At 62.0% G+C, this 20721-nt stretch carries 19 protein-coding genes and 1 pseudogene; 14 read left to right on the top strand and 6 right to left on the bottom strand.

Annotated features, from left to right (window positions below; translation table 11 throughout):
• Positions 1-243 precede the first annotated feature (243 nt).
• Positions 244-1320: an inositol-3-phosphate synthase gene (locus ACRQEC_RS02505; protein WP_284889098.1), complete on the top strand. Its 1077-nt coding sequence runs from the start codon at positions 244-246 to the stop codon at positions 1318-1320.
• Positions 1321-1453: 133 nt separating this feature from the next.
• Here ACRQEC_RS02505 and ACRQEC_RS02500 read toward each other — a convergent pair whose 3' ends face one another.
• On the bottom strand, positions 1454-1825 hold the full coding sequence (locus tag ACRQEC_RS02500; RefSeq protein WP_284889097.1) for a PH domain-containing protein: 372 nt from the start codon (positions 1823-1825) through the stop codon (positions 1454-1456).
• Between the two features lie 137 nt (positions 1826-1962).
• Positions 1963-2394, bottom strand: a complete 432-nt coding sequence (locus tag ACRQEC_RS02495) for a DoxX family protein (protein WP_284889096.1) — start codon at positions 2392-2394, stop codon at positions 1963-1965.
• 490 nt (positions 2395-2884) lie between these two features.
• On the opposite strand from ACRQEC_RS02495, the gene ACRQEC_RS02490 reads away from it, so the two are divergent.
• The 4 genes and pseudogenes from ACRQEC_RS02490 (at position 2885) to ACRQEC_RS02475 (ending at position 8166) form a co-directional block, all read left to right on the top strand.
• Positions 2885-5584 (top strand): MSCRAMM family protein, encoded by a 2700-nt coding sequence (locus tag ACRQEC_RS02490; protein WP_435734847.1) that lies wholly within the window; start codon positions 2885-2887, stop codon positions 5582-5584.
• Positions 5585-5716: 132 nt separating this feature from the next.
• Positions 5717-6043 carry an isopeptide-forming domain-containing protein gene (locus ACRQEC_RS02485; protein WP_435729818.1) on the top strand — a complete coding sequence of 109 codons (327 nt, stop codon included), beginning with the start codon at positions 5717-5719 and terminating at the stop codon, positions 6041-6043.
• A gap of 36 nt (positions 6044-6079) precedes the next feature.
• Positions 6080-7195 (top strand): annotated as a pseudogene (locus ACRQEC_RS02480) (SpaH/EbpB family LPXTG-anchored major pilin); the annotation flags it as partial.
• A gap of 86 nt (positions 7196-7281) precedes the next feature.
• Positions 7282-8166 carry a class C sortase gene (locus ACRQEC_RS02475; RefSeq protein ID WP_284889092.1) on the top strand — a complete coding sequence of 295 codons (885 nt, stop codon included), beginning with the start codon at positions 7282-7284 and terminating at the stop codon, positions 8164-8166.
• Between the two features lie 53 nt (positions 8167-8219).
• Here the strand turns inward: ACRQEC_RS02475 and ACRQEC_RS02470 are convergent, their stop codons facing one another.
• Positions 8220-8690 (bottom strand): hypothetical protein, encoded by a 471-nt coding sequence (locus ACRQEC_RS02470; protein WP_284889090.1) that lies wholly within the window; start codon positions 8688-8690, stop codon positions 8220-8222.
• Positions 8690-11398 (bottom strand): bifunctional lysylphosphatidylglycerol flippase/synthetase MprF, encoded by a 2709-nt coding sequence (mprF, locus tag ACRQEC_RS02465; protein WP_320756845.1) that lies wholly within the window; start codon positions 11396-11398, stop codon positions 8690-8692. Before mprF ends, ACRQEC_RS02470 begins: the two co-directional genes overlap by 1 nt.
• Before the next feature lie 218 nt (positions 11399-11616).
• Here mprF and ACRQEC_RS02460 point away from each other — a divergent pair, with 218 nt between their 5' ends.
• From ACRQEC_RS02460 to ACRQEC_RS02450, 3 genes are all read left to right on the top strand, one after another.
• Complete coding sequence (locus tag ACRQEC_RS02460) at positions 11617-11901, top strand: HU family DNA-binding protein (protein WP_026429495.1); 285 nt, start codon at positions 11617-11619, stop codon at positions 11899-11901.
• Positions 11902-12082: 181 nt separating this feature from the next.
• Positions 12083-12427, top strand: coding sequence for a DUF3039 domain-containing protein (locus tag ACRQEC_RS02455; RefSeq protein WP_026429494.1), 345 nt, complete (start codon positions 12083-12085; stop codon positions 12425-12427).
• Positions 12388-14205: a DEAD/DEAH box helicase gene (locus ACRQEC_RS02450; RefSeq protein WP_284889086.1), complete on the top strand. Its 1818-nt coding sequence runs from the start codon at positions 12388-12390 to the stop codon at positions 14203-14205. Before ACRQEC_RS02455 ends, ACRQEC_RS02450 begins: the two co-directional genes overlap by 40 nt.
• A gap of 168 nt (positions 14206-14373) precedes the next feature.
• On the opposite strand, the gene ACRQEC_RS02445 is transcribed toward ACRQEC_RS02450, so the two are convergent.
• A complete protein-coding gene (locus ACRQEC_RS02445) occupies positions 14374-15729 on the bottom strand; it encodes a nicotinate phosphoribosyltransferase (protein ID WP_026429492.1) in 1356 nt (451 codons plus the stop codon).
• Between the two features lie 148 nt (positions 15730-15877).
• Here ACRQEC_RS02445 and clpS point away from each other — a divergent pair, with 148 nt between their 5' ends.
• The 6 genes from clpS to rdgB all read left to right on the top strand — a co-directional run bounded on the left by clpS (position 15878) and on the right by rdgB (position 20074).
• Positions 15878-16216 (top strand): ATP-dependent Clp protease adapter ClpS, encoded by a 339-nt coding sequence (gene clpS, locus ACRQEC_RS02440; RefSeq protein WP_087070910.1) that lies wholly within the window; start codon positions 15878-15880, stop codon positions 16214-16216.
• A complete protein-coding gene (locus tag ACRQEC_RS02435) occupies positions 16206-16931 on the top strand; it encodes a DUF2017 family protein (protein ID WP_284889083.1) in 726 nt (241 codons plus the stop codon). The genes clpS and ACRQEC_RS02435 overlap by 11 nt, the downstream gene beginning before the upstream one ends.
• Positions 16932-16940: 9 nt before the next feature.
• Positions 16941-17753 (top strand): glutamate racemase, encoded by an 813-nt coding sequence (gene murI / locus ACRQEC_RS02430; RefSeq protein ID WP_026429489.1) that lies wholly within the window; start codon positions 16941-16943, stop codon positions 17751-17753.
• Complete coding sequence (locus ACRQEC_RS02425; protein ID WP_284889080.1) at positions 17750-18547, top strand: MBL fold metallo-hydrolase; 798 nt, start codon at positions 17750-17752, stop codon at positions 18545-18547. Before murI ends, ACRQEC_RS02425 begins: the two co-directional genes overlap by 4 nt.
• A gap of 121 nt (positions 18548-18668) precedes the next feature.
• Positions 18669-19460, top strand: coding sequence for a ribonuclease PH (gene rph / locus ACRQEC_RS02420; protein ID WP_284889079.1), 792 nt, complete (start codon positions 18669-18671; stop codon positions 19458-19460).
• On the top strand, positions 19451-20074 hold the full coding sequence (gene rdgB, locus ACRQEC_RS02415; RefSeq protein ID WP_284889078.1) for an RdgB/HAM1 family non-canonical purine NTP pyrophosphatase: 624 nt from the start codon (positions 19451-19453) through the stop codon (positions 20072-20074). Before rph ends, rdgB begins: the two co-directional genes overlap by 10 nt.
• A gap of 93 nt (positions 20075-20167) precedes the next feature.
• On the opposite strand, the gene ACRQEC_RS02410 is transcribed toward rdgB, so the two are convergent.
• Complete coding sequence (locus ACRQEC_RS02410) at positions 20168-20704, bottom strand: DUF4916 domain-containing protein (protein ID WP_026429485.1); 537 nt, start codon at positions 20702-20704, stop codon at positions 20168-20170.
• Positions 20705-20721 lie beyond the last annotated feature (17 nt).

Below are 20721 nucleotides of genomic sequence, written 5' to 3'. Positions count from 1 at the left end.
CCCATACACCCGCGAATCCCCGCGCGCGCCTACGCCACCTCACGCGCGCCCCCGCGCGCCCTCACGCGCGCGACTCAACCACATCCACCCGCAGGGTCTCTTCACAAATGCACATTTAAGTGCCATAGTGGCTTGGTGATGGGGGCACAGGTGCCCCGTTCAGTCTCGCTCACCGCGGCGCCCGCCGCACCGATGGCTGAAAAAACAATCACGTTTCATCAATAACTACAAAGGAGTAACCGTATGTCGATTCGCGTTGCCATTGTGGGAGTAGGTAATTGTGCGTCCTCGCTGGTGCAGGGCGTGACTTACTACCACGGCGCATCTGAAAGCGAAACGGTCCCGGGCCTTATGCACGTGGTATTTGGCGATTACCATATTCGAGATATCGAGTTCGTCGCGGCTTTCGACGTCGATGCCAAGAAAGTCGGCTTTGACCTGGCCACTGCGATCAACGCCAGTGAAAATAACACAATTAAAATCTGCGATGTGGCACCTACCGGGGTGGAGGTGCTGCGCGGGCCCACCCTCGATGGCCTGGGGGAGTACTACCGCGCCACCATTACCGAATCCGATGCCGAACCCGTTGATGTGGTGGCCGCGCTCAAGGAAGCGCGGGCCGATGTGCTGGTCTCCTACCTCCCGGTCGGCTCCGAAGAGGCCGCGAAGTTCTACGCGCAGGCCGCCCTTGATGCCGGCGTCGCCATGATTAATTGCATGCCGGTCTTCATTGCCTCCAACCCGGAGTGGGCCCAGAAGTTCACGGACGCGGGTGTGCCGATTGTGGGCGATGATATTAAGAGCCAGATCGGCGCGACCATTACCCATCGGGTGCTCGCTCGACTTTTCGAAGAGCGCGGCATTTCCCTCGACCACACCTACCAGCTCAATGTGGGTGGCAATATGGACTTCAAGAATATGTTGCAGCGCTCGCGCCTGGAGTCGAAGAAGATCTCCAAAACTCAGGCCGTCACCAGCAATATCACCCAGCACCTCGACCCGCACGATATCCACGTGGGTCCCTCCGATTGGGTGCCCTGGCTCGAGGACCGCAAATTCGCCTTCGTGCGCCTGGAAGGCCGCAATTTCGGCGATATTCCGGTCAAGCTGGAATACAAGCTCGAGGTCTGGGATTCCCCGAATTCGGCCGGCGTGGTCATCGACGCAATCCGCGCCGCCAAGATCGCCCTCGACCGCGGCATCGGCGGCCCGCTGCTCTCCGCCAGCGCCTATTTCATGAAGTCGCCGGCGCAGCAGCGCCCTGATGAGGAAGCCCGCGCCGCGGTGGAAGCTTTCATCCGCGGGGAAGTGGAACGCTAAGCCCGGCATCCGCACCATCTCATCTCAACAAACGTGGCGGCCGTTTCCATTACCAGGAACGGCCGCCACGCATATTCTCCGGACGCTTGGTAAAAAGTAGCCGCCTACCGCGGCTACGAGTACCTACCGCGCTTTACCGCGCCCCCAGCACACACCGAGCGATGAGCTTATCGATGCGCCGCACGTCGATATGGCGCCCCAGGCTAATCTTGATATGCCCGGCCAGCGTCCACATCTCAATCTCCGCGCTGATATCAATTTTCCCGGCATTTTCACTCGACCACATCTGGATGGCCTTATATGGCAGCGAATAAATCTCCACCTTCTTGCCCGTAATGCCCTGCGCATCGCGCACGATTAGCCGTTTTGAGGTAAAAATCGCGCTATCGCGTAGCGTCTTATAGGCGGCGTACGGCTCTTCGCCTTCGGTGAGTAGATCGGCAACATCGGCCGGGATCGGGGTTTCTTCCATGAATACCCAGGCGGCAACCCGCGCAGCTTCCATGCTTGCTCCTTTGCGTTGAGCGGTGCGAACACCGTTGTGTGCAGTTGTGCAACAATTTTCGCACAGCTCGCGTTCGTGCAGGTAGGTACGACGCCGCAGCTCACCGGCCCACGGCCGCCCGCGCCACCACCGTTTCTCTAGCGATTCGCCGCCGCGGAATCCGCCTTCGCGTTCGTTTCCGCATCTGGCTTTGCGTCGGCCTGGGTATCAGCCAGCTTCATAACATTCCACCCCTGCTTAATAAGCACAGCCTGGAGGGGGAGCCGGCCATAAGCAATCGCCTTGAGCGGCCAGGGCTTATTCCGCCACTGGTAGGCCATGTAGATATTCGCCGGGAAAACGGCGAGGAACAGCGCAATGGCCGCCGCTCCGCCAAGCTTGCGGGTGCGCCGGTGCGCAATGAGTCCGGCCGTCACCAATTCCGCCACCCCGGAGGCCAGGGTATAGGCTCGCGGCTCGCCGGGAAGCCGGGGCGGGATGATGGAATCGAAGGGCTCGGGAGCGATGAAGTGTAGGGCTCCCATGCCGGTGAGGAGGCCGGTAAGGAGCTGGGGATCTTTGCGTGACATAACTTGATCGTAGACCTGGCATGAGGCTGTATTCAATTATTTCGCGAACAAGCGCGAAAGATTAGCGTCGCTTACCTCGCCAAATTTGTCGCTAGACAACCATGGACACGTCGCGTACTTTTCGTCAATTTTCGTGTGGTGCTCATAACATAAAGTTCTTTACTAATCTGTGAAAATTTATTTCAAATCAACAATTTAGGTCTAGGGTCCTAGAAGGTGCTGTGCTACGGTGGCGTGAAAAAATGCGGGGGGGGGGTGCCATTTTCGGGGATTTTTAGCGCCATAGTACGCCAATTTTCCAAGTGTAAAGATTTGCAAAATATTTTCAGGCTGGGAGCCGTCTGGGAACTTTGGCGGAGATGAATCACGTTTCACGTTACTGGACAGTAGGTAGTTCCTCCCGTAGCTTGTTAAGGCGATTGATAACTATTAGTTATACGGCGGGCTGATCAACCACTTCCGGTGATCAATCCTTCGTGTAATGGACAGGATGAGCGTGAATTTTCGGGCGATACCGGCAACGGTTGCAACGATCGTGGCCGCACTCATGACCAGCCATGCCACGGGTCTCCCATTTTCGGGTACCCCGGCGCCTCATCCCACCCCTGGCATCACCACCGCTCAAGATGCCAGCGATCAGCCCACCTCGGAAGCTCCGGAACCCGGCACCGCCGCCGGGGATCCTGCGCAGCCTAATCCCGCCAGCCCGGCTGCGCCGTCGGACTCCACCGAAACAGACACCACAGAAGAAGGCGCGACCGAAGAAGGCGCCGCAACAACAGAGAGCAACGAAGAAACCACCCCGGCACCGGATGCCGATCCGAACGCTGCGGGCGCAACCGATGCCACCACCCCGCTGGACCGGGCGCAGAAGAGCTGGCGCGAACAGCTCGGAATTCTGGAACAGCCGGAAGGCACCCCGCGGGATGGTTCGGCCAGCCAGCTCGCCGCGCCGCCGAGCCGCTTCGCGCCGCGCAATGTGCGGCCTACCGGTATGCACCAGTGCACCGGCCGTGGTTTTTATTCCATGAGCTCGGGCAAGGGCGAAATCAACTTCCTTTATGTGAATTCGAATGGCACGTTGGGCTCGGAGCTCGTGGGTCGCGTGGAATGGAAGAAGGATACCGGCGCGGGGCGCAACCTCGGCTACGACGGCCTGGCCATCGCCGCGGACGGCTCCATGTGGCATACCGAGCTGCGAGGTTCTACCCAGCCCGGCTCAACTCCGGAAACCTGGATCGCTCACGGCCGTATCAGCAATACGGGAGACACGGGATACCAGCTGTATGAGCGCTACCGGATCCTCGGGCCCGGAATGCCCATCAAAGGTGGCACGATGTCCCCGGACGGCAAGTACCTCACGATTGGTGATACCGCGACTGCCGGCACCAATTACAAGTCCAAGCGTAAGCTCATGGCTTTCGATCCGGGCACGCGCCGGATGGTCACCCTCGGCTACCTCAACACAACGAGTCTGTCCTCCGCGGTTTTCTCTGACATGATTTTCGATAAGGATGGCAATCTTTACATCCTTTCCGGTTCATCTGAGGGCCGCCTCAATAACCAGGGCCGCGATTTCTCCGGCCTGAGCCAGATGCGTATTGACCGCATTGACGCCGCGGATTTCCAGGCTGCATATAACCGGGCGATTGCTGCCGGCCAGTTCGCGACCGCGAATAATGCGCGCGAGCCGATTATCAACCTCAACAGTATTCGTAATAAGAATTTCCCGGAGTTGCCTACCGAGCTCGTCCGTTCCTTCCACATGAACCTCATGATGTTCGAGCCGGATGGTTTGGCTGCCGGTCCTAATGGTTCGTTCTATGTGTCCGGCCGTTACACCGGCCAGAACCCGAGCGGACGCCTCTCGCAGTCGCGTATCTACGAAGTCGATATTATTTCCGGCGAGGTCCGCAACCGCAAGCAGCCGGTGTTCCAGGTCCCGGCGAGCCCTGGGGATTACAACGGGCAGTGGGCTGATACTGCGATTTCCGATACCGAAGGCTGCGCGGAGCTTCCCACCATTAGCGCGGTGAAGAACATCACGAAGCGCCTGAATGAGCGCGATCAGTTCACGGTGACCGTGGCGGAGAAGAACCCGGGCACGAATCCGCTGGGCGGCGCCCCGTATTCCGAATCTGTGACGACGACGGGCCAAGCCGATGGTCCCCAAACGCCGACGCGCAAGATGCTGCGTGGCCGGGATCGCGTCTATGTGCTCAAGGAGCAGATGGCCGGCGGTTCGGCGTCGTCGCTCAGTGACTACAACAAAGTATGGAGTTGCACGGACAAGCTGGGGCGAAATGTCCAGGTGCGCGGGCAACGCGAGGAAGGCGGTGCTTTCCTCGGGGAAGTGACCTCGCCGCCTGTGAACGGGAATCTCACGTGCTCGGTATTGAATAGCCCGAAGGTAACTTCGCTGACCATCCAGAAGCAAGATGCGGATTATGGCGATCCGCTGGCCGGGGCCGTTTTTGACCTGTGCGAGGACGCTAACGGGAACGGACGCTGCGATGCTGGTGAGCCGCGCCAGGGCGAGCGCACCACGGATGGATCCGGCCGTGCCAGGTGGGACAATGTGCTCATTGGGCGGCGCTACGTGGTGGATGAAAAGTCCGCGCCGCGTGGGTACCGGCCGGCGGGTACGCCGCAAGTCGTGACGACCAAGCAGCAGAATCCCCCGGTCATCATTAAGAACGATCGCGTGCGTGGCACCATCGTCTGGGAGAAAAAGGAAACCGGGTCAGAGAAGTTCCTTAAGGGATCCGTCTGGACGGTGCGTGATCAGCATGGGCGGCCTTTCGAGGTAAGCGATTGCGTGGGGGAGACCGCGCAGGCGTGCCCGGCTACCAGGCTTTGGCAGGATCAGGATCCGCGCCCGGGCAAGCTGCGCTTGGAAAACGTTCCCTGGGGTACCTACACCCTGGAAGAAAAGACCGCGCCGCTGGGCTACGTGAAGACCACCGAGGTGAAAACGGTCGAGGTGGGCGCCACCACGGTCACGAATGATCGTAACGAGCCCGTGGAACTGAATCTTGGCGCGATTTATAACAAGCTTCGTGAGGCACCGCCGCTCCCACTCACCGGTGGGTGGAGTGATAGCGCGTTCCGCACGGCAGGTTTCGCGGTGCTCGGGGGAGCTGTGCTCCTGGTGAGCATCGTGATGATCAGACGGCGAAACCGGGGGTGAGCGTGGAATAAAGGCTCAACCACTGAGAACTATCTGCGTGGGTAACACCGCGTAGTTACCGCCGCCCTTCGGGCAAAAATAACCACACAACTAATTGAAGCAATATGTGCTGCAATCACGGAGAGGACTACCATGCAGCTGAAGAAATCTATCCGCGCGGTGCTCGCCGCCCTGATCACCGCCCTCCTCGGCGCGGCCGGTCTGGTGCTCGCACCCGGGGCCCACGCTGTTCCGGCCGCCGAAGATACGCTTGGCAATCCGGATCTTAATAAGGCCGGTTCTATCACGGTCCACAAGTACAAGAACCCGGCTTGGGACAAGCCGAATAACGGTCGCGAGATCACGGATGTTCCGCAGGGTGCAGAAGCTCTCGACGGTGTTGAGTTCATTATTCAAGAGGTTCAGGGTATTGACCTGACTAAGCCGGAAGATTGGGCGAAGATCTCGAAGCTGAAGTAAGACGCTGCAACATCGCAGGTAACCGTCGATAATCAGCAGCTCACTCTGGGTGCTCCGACAAGCCAGAAGACTGAGAATGGTGGAAAGACTACCTTCGCGAATCGCGCTGCTGGAGTTTACCTTGTGCGCGAAGGTGACACTGGTACTCACAACGTCACTGAAAAGGCTCAGCCCTTCTTCGTCTCCATCCCCTTCCCCTCGAAGGTAAACGATAAGGCTGAGTGGATCTACGACATTCACGCTTACCCGAAGAACACCATTGCCGATGATGGTACAAAGACACTGAAGGATACTGATTCCCGCAAGGTCGGCGACAACGTTAAGTGGGATATTCAGTACCAGATTCCTGCTTTGGCAAAGGACCAGACCTACAAGAAGATCGGTATGGAGGATAACCTTGATCAGCACCTCAAGTACGTTGGTGCGACGGTTTCCCTTGATAACACTGTTCTTACCGCTACCACCGACTACACGATCACCGTTGCTCCTGAGAACAAGGAGAACAACGATGTGACGACTCGCCAGAAGGTTACGGTTCAGCTTACTGAAGCTGGACTCAAGAAGGTTCAGGCCGGACAGCAATTCAAGGTTGAACTGACCACGCAGATCACCGGACTCCCGAACAACGGTGAAATCCCGAACTCCTTCGGTCCCATTGTGAACGATTACAACCCGGGCGTGGACAAGACTCGTTCGGATCGTCCGGTTAAGCTCGGTGAACTTCTTGTTCTCAAGCGTGACAAGGACAACCAGAAGCCTTTGAAGGGTGCAGAGTTCGAAGTGTTCGGCTCCGAGCAGGACGCAAATGCGGGAACTAATCCCATTGCTTCTGCTACTTCGGATGACGAAGGTAAGGTTCGCTTCCCGGGCCTGGTTCTGGGCGATGCGGAACAGAAGGACTTCTTCCTTAAGGAAAAGAAGGCTCCTGCTGGTTACGTCATCAATACCGAAGTCAAGCGAGTTACGGTTCAGAAGGGTGTTGCTACCAATGTTCTTTTGAACATCGACAACACCAAGCATGACGGCCCGAACCTGCCGCTGACCGGTGCTGCCGGCCAGCTGCTGCTCACCCTGGGTGGCCTCGCGCTGCTGGGTGCTGCTGGTGGTTTGACCGTCGCTCAGGTTCGCCGCAACCGCGCGGTGAACGCCTAAGCACAGAACTGACCGCGTAACATACGCGGTCTACCGAACGGGTGGGGAGGTGCCATCTGGTACCTCCCCACCCGGGTCTGTATCTCATGAAGAAAAACCTGCTGCTGCCCTACCTCATCGGGCTCCTCGTTATCCTCGGCCTCACTTTGCTGGTGTACCCGCATGCTGCCGCCTGGCTCTCCCAATACGAGCAATCCAAAATCACCGGCGCGTACTCCGATCAAATCGCCACCGCCCAGCCTGATAAAGAAACCCAGCTCGCCGCCGCGCACGCCTATAACGAAGCATTCAACGCCGGCGCGATCCTGGAAGCCAATGAACGCAAAGCCACCGGCACCGGCGACACCACCGCCGCGGACGGCATCTGGCCTTACGAAAAGATTCTTGCTGCGGACTCTGACGGCCTCATGGCTCGGCTCCGCATCCCGAATATTGACGTTGATCTACCCGTCTACCACGGCACCTCAGATGAGGTTCTCAACCGCGCGGCCGGCCACCTGGAAGGCACCTCGCTGCCCGTGGGCGGGCCGAGCACCCGCGCCGTCATCACCGCGCACCGCGGCCTTGCCAACGCCCGCATGTTCACCGACCTCAATAAGGTCAACGTGGGGGATACCTTCACCATCGAAGTGTTCGGTGATGTACTCACCTATCGCGTCCGCGATACCAAAGTGGTGGCCCCGGAAGATACCGACACCCTGCGGGTAGAAGAAGGAAAAGACCTCGTCACCCTGGTGACCTGCACCCCGCTCGGCATTAACTCCCATCGCATCCTGGTCACGGGGGAGCGCATTATCCCCACCCCGGTGGCAGACGTGAAAGCCGCGAATAAGCCCTCGGATCTGCCGCGCTTCCCGTGGTTCGCCATCGCCTACGGAGCCGCAGTTTTGGGAACTATCGGGGTGCTCGGGCGCATGACGTGGAAAGAACGCCGCCGCGCCAAGAACAACGCCGCGAGTCCAGGAGCATAACGCCTGCGGTACAGCGAACGGGAGGGGTACTACTCAGCACCCCTCCCGTTCAGCTAAGCCAGTTCCTCTTCGTTGCGCAGAAACTCATCCCGGCCGATGGTAAAACGCCGCTTGCTTACCGGGGCGGGCGGGGAGGGAAGCGCAATCGCGTCAAGATAAAAATCATTGACCCGCACCAATAGCTGGAGCCGGCCCTGTTCCACCAGGTAGAAAGCACGCGGATGCGGGCCATCCAGCCAGCCACGGTACACATCCAGATCCAGCACGCTCAGCACAAAGAAGCCCGCTGCCTTCCAGCGGTAGTGGCTCGGCCGGGCCTCCAGGTACCAAATCCGGGCATCCGGGAAGAGCTCACGCACCTGATGATCCGCATCGCGCCGCTCAGCCGCCGCGAGCTCGGACTTATGCCGCTCCGGATCAGCCACCAGCTTGCTGTGCACGTTCTGCGTAGCCCGGCGCAGCACCACCGTGCCACATTCGTCCATCGGCGTTTCCGGATTACGCATCGAGGGTCGCTTCGCCATCACGCACCTTTCTTTCCAGCCGCACTGGCGGCCTGAGTATCAGCTGCCGGAACGGCAGCTGCGGCGTCGTCGCCCTCGGTTGTGCAGGGCGTGGGGAGGCTCCATTGCAGCGGAATCGCCCCGCGGCTGCGATCCGGATGCTGAATAACATCGAGGAGTCCCAGGATGGTGGGGGTGAGCGCCGTCGTGCCTGTGTACGCAAGATAGCGGGACTGCCAGCGCGGCTTGAACTTTTCCTTGTAGGAACGCAGGCCCTTGAAATTGTAGAGGCGGTCGCCGAAATCGTAGATCACGCGCACCACCTTTTCGCGCGCCCGCGAAAAACGCGTGGTGCCCGTATTGGACATGGGCGCCATCCCTAGGTTCACGTGAGTGTAGCCGTTTTCTTTCGCCCATTCAATGAGCGAAACGAAAATGCCGTCCATGGTGCCGCCCGGGGCGTCGGGGCGAATGCGCATGAGGTCCACGGATGCAACGCCCGGCGCCATCGGCATGAGGCTCGCGAAACCTTCGATACGTTCCTCTCCGCGCACCAGCAGCACCGGGGTGCGGCCAATATAGGAGGCGTCGAAGAACCCGAGGGAGAAGCCCATTTCGGAACGTTTGCCCAGCCAGGCGTCCGAAACTTCGCGCAGTTCCTCGATGAAGTCGGGAGTGTAGGGCGGGAAATGCACTTCGAAATGCGTGCCCTTTTCGCCCATGCGGTTGCGCATGCGCCGGAACACCTTGCCTTTATTACCCACATTGGAGTAGGTGGCCAGGTCCACGGTGGCATCCTCCCCGATTTTCACGAAGGAGAAACCGATATTCGCGCAGGCGCCCAGGTAAATATCCGCGATCTCGTAGATCGCCACCGAACAGCCGTGCTCATCGGCGTAGGTCACGAATTCTTCGAAGAGCTCCTCGAAGGAGGCCTCGTCCCCGAAGGGATCGCCGAGCACCAGCATGGAGGAACGGTAGGGGCGGTAGAGCAGCGCCGCGCGCCCGTTCGCAGAGTAAAAGACCTGCTTATCGCCCAGGTAGAAAAGATGCGTGAAGGCATTACCGGCATTGTGCTCGCTCATGAACGTTTCGAAACGATGCACATCATCCGGGGTGGGCAGCTCAAAATGCGGGGCGCGCGAACGCGAGAAAAGCAGCGCGAGGGAAATAAGGGAAACGAAGCAGATCATGCTCACCCCGGTGAGCAGCGCGTGGGCGGTGGGGTATACGTGCGCCTGCGGGGCCCCGTGAATCCAGCGCCAGGCGAAAATCCCGAGCGGGATTCCCACCGCGATCACCGCGGAAAACGCGAAAGAACGCCATTCGAAGGGGAGCGGGTCGCGGTTGAATGCCCCGCGTGCCAGGTAGAGCAAAATCGCGAAAAGAATAATGACGATAATCGCGCCGGTATCCAGGCCGCGCGCCACCGACGCCACCGCCGCCACGCCCAGCAGAATTAAAATAATCGGGAAAATACGGCTCACCCGCTGGCGCACCCCGCGCGCCAGAATCAGCAGCATAATCCCCACCAGCAGCGAAACAATACGCGAGGAGCGAATCATTTCGTGGGGGAGGAACACATGCAGCAGCGCCACTCGCGCGTAAAAGGAGGGCGCGAAAGCATTGACGATGGAGAAAATCCCCAGAATTACCACACCGGTGGAAAGCGCGTTAATGAGCCAACGTTCGCGCTTATCGCGGTCCTCCAAGCCCAGGCGCGGGTAGGCGTATTCGGCCAGCCAGTAGACGGTGGCGGCCAGCCACGGCAGCGCGTAGTAGGTGACGCGGTAGACGATAATCGCGAGCACCAGGGTCGAAGAATCAAAACCGAGGTGCTGGAAGAACACAATAACGGTGAGATCGAAAGTCCCCAGGCCCGCCGGGATAAAGCTGAGCAGGCCCACCAGGGTGGCGGTGGCGTAGACAAATACCGCCTGCACGAAAGAAACCTCACCCAGGAAGGTGCGCACGCAAATCCAGAAGAACACCGCCGCGGCCAGCCAATCCGCAACGGAGGCGACAAGCATCTGGAGTTTCTGCCGGAAGTTCTGGGTGCCGATAGCGGTGGTGCGCAGGTCAATCTTCCAGAAATGCACCTTGCCGGCCAGGAAATACACCGGGATATACAGGCAGGCCACCACGGGGACCACCAGGAAACGCCCGTCGTAGCGGAAAGCGAAAGGCAGGGTGGCGAGCAGCATGGCGAAAAGCCCGAGGAGGTTCGCGGCCCATACCGCCACGCTGGCATCCACGGCGGCTTTGGTGGAGGCCCCGGCTCGCTTGTAGTAGCGCGAGCGAATCGCCCCGCCGGTCAGCCCGCCCAGCCCCGCGAAATTATTGAACGCCTGGGCGATCCACCCGATTTTCGCGGCGGTGCCAACCGGGATCTCCACCCCGAAATGGCGCGAGGCGAAGATGTCATAAATACCGGTGGCGGTAAAGGCCAGGAAACCGAGGGCCACCAGCTCCACGAGGATAATCGGAGGTGTCGAGCTCAGCACTTTCGCCATCTGTTCACCGCTCAGCTCCTTGAGCTGGCTGTGAGCCACGGCCGCCACGCCGGCGATCACCAGCACATAGAAAGCGATTTTGAAGGGGCGGGGGTGGGAGCGGATGAAGGCGACAAGTCGCGACACCGGGGAACCTTTCTTCGACGACGACGCCCCGGCCCGCGTGCTCACTTTCGCGGCGCTGACCGGCCCGGGGGCATCCTGAACCTTACTCATTATGCCCTTAAGCCAGGCATTCGTGCCGGCCGCGCCGGTGCGGTTCGGACACGCAAATCCTGTGACAACTGTGCAAATTGGTGGGAGTTGTGATGTATGTCTTAACCGACACGCGGCGATTTCGCAGAAAATTCTCACTTTGGCGCCAGTTTCCGCTACATTTTTGCTTAGTGGTTCTTATGAGCCATGTACCTGAACAGATATCGAGAGGTATTTTCATGTCCGTTAACCGCACAGAGCTCATCGCAGCTATCGCCGACCGTTCCGGCCTGTCCAAGTCCGATGCCGATAAGGCGATCGCCGCGCTCCAGGAAGTGCTCGTCGATTCGCTTTCCAAGGGCGAAGCCGTGAAGATCACCGGCCTGCTCTCCGTGGAGCGCACCGAGCGCGCCGCCCGCAAGGGCCGCAACCCCCGCACCGGTGAAGAAATCGAGATTCCCGCCGGTTTCGGCGTGAAGATCTCGGCTGGATCCAACCTCAAGAAGGCTGTGTCCAACAAGTAGCCTGAGTTGCTTGTGAGTATCGCCTCCTCGGTTTGTGCCGGGGAGGCGATTCTTGTGTGGGGCGTGTTGAGGTACGACGGCGCTGCCGGGCTCCGGGGACTTTCGCTTCCCACCTGCGGTGCCTGGTGCGGCTTTCTGGCGGCGGCTTCCCCGCGGCGGCGCGGGCCGTACAATAGAGCCCATGAGTACTTCCCTTCCCGATCCTTTAGGAACTCCGGGCGCGCCATCGGCCCCGGCCGGCCCGGCCACGGAATCTCAGCAATCCGTCGGGGTGCTGGAACGCACCGAAGAACGCCTTTCCCACGGTGATGAGGAGCGTTTCTCCCATTACGTGCGCAAGGACCGCCTCATGGCTTCCGCCGTGTACGGCCAGCCGGTGGTGGCGCTATGCGGGAAGATTTGGATTCCTTCGCGCAACCCGGATCGCTACCCGGTATGCCCCACCTGCAAGGAAATCCGCAAACAGATGGGCAACCAAGGCTCCGGATGGCCCTTCGGGCCGGACGTGCCGGGAAGTGGCAAGTGAGTCTACACCGCTCGATTCCCGCTTCCACCCCGCATACCCCTTCCGTTTCTGCCGCTTCGAATCTCCCTCCGGCTTTCCCGGCCCGCGCGGCCTGGGGAACCACCTCGAGCCTGCGCTCCTGGCAGGCCGAAGCGCTGCGCCTCTACCTGGAGCGCATGCCCCGGGATTTCCTCGCGGTAGCTACCCCCGGTGCGGGTAAAACCACCTTCGCGCTGCGCGTCGCCGTCGAAATGCTGGCGCGCCACGAGGCCCGCACCATCACGGTGGTCTGCCCCACCGAACACCTGAAAACACAGTGGGCGCAGGCCGCGGCCCGCGTGGGTATCCAGCTGGACGCCGATTTCACCAACGCCCAGCGCACCGAAGGTTCCTTCTTCAACGGGGTGTGCGTGACCTATGCCCAGGTGGCCGCTAACCCGGCCCTGCATCGCGAACGCACCAGCGCCCGGCCCACCTTCGTGATCTTGGACGAGATTCACCACGGCGGGGATGCCCTTTCCTGGGGGGATGGCATCCGTGAGGCTTTTACCCCGGCCACTCGCCGCCTGGCCCTCACCGGCACGCCTTTCCGCTCGGATACCTCACCCATTCCTTTCGTGACCTACGAACCGGATGGCTACGGGAACCTGCGCTCCAAAGCCGATTACACCTACGGTTACGCCCAGGCGCTGCGCGACGGGGTGGTTAGGCCGGTTATTTTCCTGTCCTATTCGGGGCAGGTGCGCTGGCAAACCAAGCAGGGGGATGTGGTGGCCGCGACCTTGGGCGAGCCACTCACCAAAGATATGACGGCGCAGGCTTGGCGTACCGCCCTCAACCCGGGCGGGGAGTGGATCCCGGAGGTGCTGTCCGCCGCGAACGAACGCCTCACAGTGGTGCGCCGCTCGCTACCCGATTCGGGTGGGCTGGTGATCGCTTCCAACCAGAAGGATGCCCGCGCGTACGCGCAGATCCTCACCGAGATCACCGGGGAAGCTCCCACCGTGGTGCTTTCCGATGATGCCGGCGCGAACGAAAAAATCGCCACCTTCGCGGATTCGGATTCGCGGTGGATGGTGGCGGTGCGGATGGTATCCGAAGGTGTGGACGTGCCGCGCCTGGCCGTGGGGGTCTATGCCACCTCTGCTTCCACCCCGCTCTATTTCGCGCAGGCGATCGGGCGTTTCGTGCGGGCTCGGCGGCGCGGGGAAACCGCCACGGTGTTCCTGCCTTCCGTGCCGGTGCTCCTGGAGCTGGCCGCCCAGATGGAAAAAGAACGCGACCACGCCATTTCGAAACAGGCGGAGGTGGCCGGCTGGGATGATGACCTGCTGGAGGCCGCCAACCGGGAAGAAAAGGCCAGTGAGGAACTGGAGGGCCCGGGCTACGAGGCCCTGGAATCTGGGGCGCTTTTCGATAGGGCGCTCTTCGACGGCGGTGAATTCGGGCTCGGGGCGGCTGTCGGTTCGGAAGAAGAAGCAGATTTCCTGGGGATCCCCGGGCTGCTGGAACCCGAAGAAGTGACGACGCTGCTGCGCGCCCACCAGGCCGAACAGGCGAAAAAGGCCCGCAGCCAACGCCCGGCTCCGGGCACCGATGAGCTCACCCGGCGGCGTACCGCCCGCAAGGAACTCACCCAGCTGGTGGCGGCCTGGGCGAAGAAAACCGGGGACCCGCACGCCCTCATCCACACCGAGCTGCGCCGAGCCTGCGGCGGCCCGGAAGTCGCCCGGGCGAGCGCCGACCAGATCGAAGCGCGCGTGAAAACACTGCGGCGCTGGTTCGTGGGCCAGCGCTAAGCGCTCTGGCCGCTTCGAACCAGCGCCGGTAGGTGCGTGCCGCTTGGTTGCGTGCCGCCTGCTTGGTTGCGTGCGTGTGGACACGCGCGGGCGGCCGCACGCTTCGCACCGCCGCCTGCCTCTGCGACCAGTGCAACTAGCCGCAGCGAGCAGGAAGGCGAGCGGGAATTAAGCCGCGGCGTCGTCGCCCGGGAAAATATCCACCATGCGGGTGGGGATCGCGGGTTCCCCGGCCGAGAGGCGCCAGCCGTCGTAGGGGAGGGCGTCGCGCGAGGTGTCGTGGCGCAGGCGGGCGGCGGAGAGGACTTCCGTGCCGCAGTAGCGTTCGTCGATGGTGCCGGCCTCCACCAGGTGGACCTGGAGCGGGCGGGCGCCCTGTTTCTCCAGGTAGGCCAGGCCCTCGGCGAAACTGGAGGCACTCACCACGAGCTCCTCGGTGGCGTGCCCGCCGCTTTCCAGGCGCCCGGCAACCTTGAGGCCGCCCACCGACGCCTTATTCTCCGAAGCCTTAGCGACCTCCTCGGGGCGGCCATCCGCGCCTTCGCGCTGGACCAGTTTGTAGACCATTTGCGCGGTGGGAACCCCCGAGCCGGTGACCAGGCGGGTGCCCACCCCGTAGCCGTCCACCGGGGCGGAATTGAGGGACGCGATCGCGTACTCATCAAGATCCGAGGTGACGGTAATCTTCGTGGAGGTGGCACCCAGGCGATCCAGCTGCTCACGCACCTTGAACGCCGTGGCGATCAAATCACCCGAATCGATACGCACCGCGCCGATTTCACCGCCGGCCGCGCGCCCGGCCGCCACCGCGTTCTCCACGCCCTGCGCGATATTGTAGGTATCCACCAGCAGCGTGGTGCCGGTGCCCATGGCCGCGATTTGAGTATCAAAAGCTTCGCGCTCTGAATCGTGGACCAGGGTGAAGGAATGCGCCGAGGTGCCCGAAACCGGGATCCCGTACTGGCGCCCGGCCTCCAGATCCGAGGTGCCCACGAAACCGGCGATATAGGCGGCGCGCGCCGCGGACACCGCGCTGCGTTCGTGGGTGCGGCGCGCCCCGAAGTCCACGCAGGGCCGCCCGTGCGCGGCAATCGTCATGCGCGAGGCAGCCGTAGCCACCGCCGAGTCATAATTGAAAATAGAAAGCGCGAGGGTTTCCAGCACGCAGCACTCCGCGAAGGTGCCCACCGCGGTGAGAATCGGGGAACCGGGGAAGTACATTTCACCTTCCGCGTAACCCCAAATATCACCGGAGAAACGGAAAGTGCGCAGCCACTCCAGGGTGGAATCGGAAACGATCTTATTGGCGCGCAGGTACTCAATTTCTTCTTCCCCGAAGCGGAAATTCTTCAGGGCATCGAGGAGGCGGCCCGTGCCGGCCACCACCCCGTAGCGGCGCCCGCCCGGGAGCCGGCGCGCAAAAATCTCAAAAACGGCCCGCCGTTGGGCCTTTCCCGACTGCATGGCCGCATCCACCATGGTCAGCTCGTACATATCAGTGAGCAAAGCAGTTGAAACACTCATATGCCCGAGTCTACCCGCGCCCGCCTGAGCTGGCCGGGGATGATGGGCCGCGCCGGTGGGAGCTGGCCGGCGGTGATTGGCTGCGCCGGCAGAAGCTGCCCGAGGATGATTCCCCGCGCCGATAAGCGCATGGCACTAGGATGGAGATATGAGCGCGCACACATCTCCTGAAGATTTAGGGGCCAGCAGCCCGGCAAGCCGCACCGAAAGCCTCACGCTTTTCGAAGCGGTCACCGGCCCGGCCCGCGCCTGGCGCACCGTTGTGCACGATGATCCGATCAACCTCATGAGCTATGTGCAGTGGGTGTTCCAATCCTACTTTGGCCATTCGGCAGACCGCGCCCTCACCCTCATGTTAGAGGTCCATACCCGCGGGCGCGCCGTCGTATCAACCGGGCCGCGCGAGCAGATGGAAACAGACGCCCGGGCCATGCACACCTACGGACTGCTCGCCACCATCGAAGAAGAACCGGAAGGTGGGAGATAATATGCTGCCCTTCCGCCCCGCCCGCGGCGGCTACCGTGCCAGCGTTGACGCGACCGAACGGCAACTTTTTGCCGGACTCGCGCGCGACGTCGCAACTCTGCTCGGCTACAACCTTGACGAAGAAATGCAAGAAAGCGGCGCGGACGTAACCGGAACCGGCGCCGTGCACGCACCTGGCGCCCGCAACAACGGTGCGCCTGGCTCCCGCGGCAACAGCGCACGCGGCGTGGAAGAATCCAGCGATGTGCTCGCCTCCTACGAGCGCGAATTAGCAGACCTGGAAACCACCCGCTGCTACACGCCGGCCTGCAATATGGATACCGCCCTCGCCCGGCTCCTGCCCGATATGTCCGAGGAACCCGAGCTCGCTGACGAATTGCGTGCACTCACCGAATCGGCCGTCTGCCACACAAAAATCTGCAACCTGCTGGTTTTCTATACTTCGCTGGCGAGCGAGGCTGTATGGGTGAGTAATGAAGATGCCGGTAGCTGGCTGGCCGGCGCGAATGATATCCGCATCGTGCTCGGCGCCCGCCGCGATATCACCACCGCGGCGGAATCTGAGGCCGTGACCTCCCGCGCGCTCGACATTATGGAATCCGAGCGCCCCCAAATCGATACCACCGATGACATGATCGGCGTGCTCTACGTCATTATTGCGTGGTGGCAAGATTCACTCATCACTGCCATTCAGAACAAGGACCTGCGGCGGTAACTTGACAGTATGGATTCCCGTCCCATTGGCATTTTTGATTCCGGCGTAGGTGGCCTCACGGTCGCACGCGCCATTATTGACCAGCTCCCCGGCGAATCCATCACCTATATCGGGGATACCGCCCACTGCCCCTACGGCACCAAATCCATTCCCGAGGTACGCGCCTACGCCATGGACATTATGGAGAAACTAGTGGGCTCCGGCGTGAAAATGCTGGTCATCGCCTGCAATTCCGCCACCTCCGCCGCGCTCGCGGATGCCCGGCAGCGTTTCGCCACCGAGATGGGGATTCCGGTGCTGGAGGTCATCCGCCCGGCGGTGCGCCGCGCGGTGCGGGCCACCCGGAACGGGAAAATCGGGGTGATTGCCACCCCGGCCACCATTGAATCGGGGGCCTACCAGGATGCTTTTACTGCTGCGCCGAATCTGCAACTGACCACCCGGGCCTGCCCGCAGTTCGTGGAGCTGGTGGAACAGGGGCAGACGGCCGGCGCCCAGGTGCAGGCGGTTGCCGAACACTACCTCGCTCCGGTGCGGGCGGCCGGGGTGGATACTCTGGTGCTGGGCTGCACCCACTACCCGCTGCTCGCCGGCGTGATCTCCTACACCATGGGGGAGGACGTGACCATCGTGTCCTCCGCGGATGAAACCGCCCGCGATGTCTACCGCGAACTAGCCACCCGCGATATGTTTGCCGGCCCGGGAACCCCCCGGCGCCGCTTCTACGCCACCGGCGACCCGGTGAGTTTCGGGCACCTCGCCCGCAGATTCCTCGGTCCGGAAGTAGGAACCGTGCTATCTACGGAGGAACTCTCGGCATGAGACTGACAATCATTGGATGCTCCGGCTCGATGTCCGGGCCGGAATCACCCGCCTCGGCCTACCTGGTGCAGGCGGAGGGAATCGACGCGAACGGTGCCCCGCGCACCTACACCTTCACGCTCGATTTCGGCCCCGGCGCCATGGGCCATCTGCTGCGCTATACCGACCCGGCGCTCCTGGATGCCATGGTGATTTCCCACCTCCACGCCGACCACTGCGCGGACCTCATCGGGATGCAGGTCTACCGCCGCTGGCATCCGTCCGGCCCGCTGCCCCGGGTGGCGGTGTACAGTCCCGGGGATGCGCGGCGGCGCGCCCGCCAACTGGGCGACGACGGCCCGGAAGAAACCTACGACGACGTTTTCGACTTCCGCCAGGTCCGCTCCGGGGATACCTTCCGCGTTGGCCCCATGACCATCCAGGCCTTCCCCGCCCTCCACACCGTGGAAACCTTCGCCTACCGGATCACCGGCCCCTCGGATCTGCGCCCCGGGGAGAACGTGGTGCTCACGTTCACGGGGGATACGGATATGTGCGACGGCGTCGTCGCCGCGGCGCGCGGCGCCGATCTACTCCTCTCCGAATGTGCTTATGAGGATGGGCGGGATACCGTGCGCGGCATTCACCTCACCGGTTCGCGGGCCGGGGCGCTGGCCGCGCAGGCCGGAGCCCATGAGATGCTCCTCACCCACCTCCAGCCGTGGACGGATCGGGAATCCGTGCGGGCCGCAGCGCGGGAAGAATACGAGGGCCGGGTGGCCTGCGTGCGGGCCGGGGAAGCCTTTCGGATCTAAGCGGGGCTTGGGCGGGGCTCCGCGGGCACGGGCCTGGTTCCGAGACCCCGGGGCCGGGTACCGGCAGACCGTGCGGGCTACCCGGATTTTTCCTGTCGTAACGGCGCGGTAGCCTTAAGGTATGACTGAAAAGAACTCCAGCGCCACGCGAGCGGACGGGCGCGCCGTAGATGAGATGCGCTCTGTCACGATTGACCGCCACTATTTTGAAACCGGGGAAGGCAGTGTGCTGGTGCGCTTCGGGCGCACCACCGTGCTCTGTGTTGCTTCCTTTGAAGAAGGGGTGCCGCGCTGGCGCAAAGGCAGCGGAGAAGGCTGGGTGACCGCCGAATACTCCATGCTTCCGCGCGCTACCTCGGATCGCTCGCCGCGCGAATCCGTGCGCGGGAAAATCGGGGGCCGCACCCATGAGATTTCGCGGTTGATTGGCCGCAGCCTGCGCGCGGCCGTTGATATGAAGGCCCTGGGGGAGAACACCATCACCCTGGATTGTGATGTTTTACAGGCCGACGGCGGAACTCGAACCGCGGCCATTACCGGCGCTTTCGTGGCCCTGGCGGATGCCATCTCCTGGGCCCGGGCACGTAAGTTGGTGCGCCGCCCGGTCCTCACCACCTCGGTTTCCGCGGTTTCAGTGGGCATCATTGATGGCCAGCCGCGCCTCGATCTTCCCTATGAAGAGGATGTGCGCGCTGATACCGATATGAATATCGTGGCGCTAGGCAGCGGGGATTACGTGGAGGTTCAGGGAACCGCGGAGCATCATCCCTTCAACCGCGCTGATCTTGCGGCTCTCCTTGACCTTGCTGATAAGGGCACCCGTGAGCTTCGCGAGCTTCAGCATCGGGTGCTCTTCGAGGGGGAGAATCCGGTGCGTAGCGATGTGTTTACCGGCGGTGCCCAGTGGAAGTAGCGCAGCTGCGGCGCGTCGTCGTCGCTACCGGAAATGCCCATAAAGTCACGGAACTTCGCAATATTCTGGCGTCGTGCTTGCAAGGAATTGAGCTCGTCTCCGGCGCGGAGTTCGCGGTTCCCGAACCGGTGGAGGATGGCACCACCTTCGCGCAGAACGCGCTCATCAAAGCGCGGGCCTACGCGCGTGCTACCGGCTTGCCGGCTATCGCCGATGATTCGGGCTTGTGCGTAGATATTTTAGGTGGGTCGCCCGGGATTTTTTCGGCACGCTGGAGCGGTCACCACGGGAACGACGCCGCGAACCGCCAGCTCCTCCTCGCCCAGCTCGCGGATGTGGGGCCGGCTAACCGGGCCGCTCATTTCCATTGCGCGGCCGCGCTGGTGACCCCGGAGGGCCGTGAGGAAGTACGCGAAGGGGAAATGCCGGGCAGCCTCCTCACCGCCGAGCGCGGTAGCGGTGGCTTCGGCTATGACCCCATCTTCGCGCCGGCCGGTTCCAGCCGTTCCAATGCGGAACTGAGTCCGGAGGAAAAGGATGCTATCTCCCACCGCGGCAAGGCCTTCGCCCAGCTGGCACCGGTAATCGTGCAGGTGCTAGCCGAGCGAGGTTAGCAGCGCAGAGTTAGCGGAGCGGCGTTCCTCCACATTCGCGTGAACACCGCTTACACGCTGCGTAACCGCTGCCGTAAACACTGTTTACAGTAGCTAGCAGCGGCCAATATAGCCGAGCGCGGCGCGCAGGAGCGCGGCGTGCCCATCGGACATTTCCGCCTGCAGCTCCGCGGTGCGCGCCTCCCCGGGCGTGAACCAGGTGAATTCCAGCGAGTCATTTCCCGGGTCGCAATCCCCGTGAATGGGGATGATATAAGCCAGGTCTACCCGGTGCTGGCGCGCATCGTAATACCCGGCCTCCGGTTCGGGAGTGGGGAAGTATTCGGTGACCGTGAACGGCGCCAGGTACGGCGGCAGTTGAGGAAGTGCCACCGAACCGAGGTCTTTATCGATATGCCGGATAAGCGCGGCGCGCACCGGTTCGTGGAACAGCACCCGCCCCGAGGGGAACTCCCGCAAAATCCCCTCAGAATCGGCACGCAGCAGCATCCCGATAGCGATCACCCGCCCGGTTTCATCCAGACGAACCGGGACAATATCCACGTACACCATCGGGACCTTGTGCCGGACAAATTCGAGTTCCTCGGGGCTGAGCCACGGACCCATATCAGCTGCGTCGACTTCACTCATGTTCTTAATTTTGCCGG

Source organism: Actinotignum saccati (assembly GCF_051265055.1).
Classification (GTDB): Bacteria; Actinomycetota; Actinomycetes; order Actinomycetales; family Actinomycetaceae; genus Actinotignum.
The sequence above is the reverse complement of the archived record's forward strand: the minus strand, read 5'-3'. Positions and strand labels throughout refer to the sequence as shown.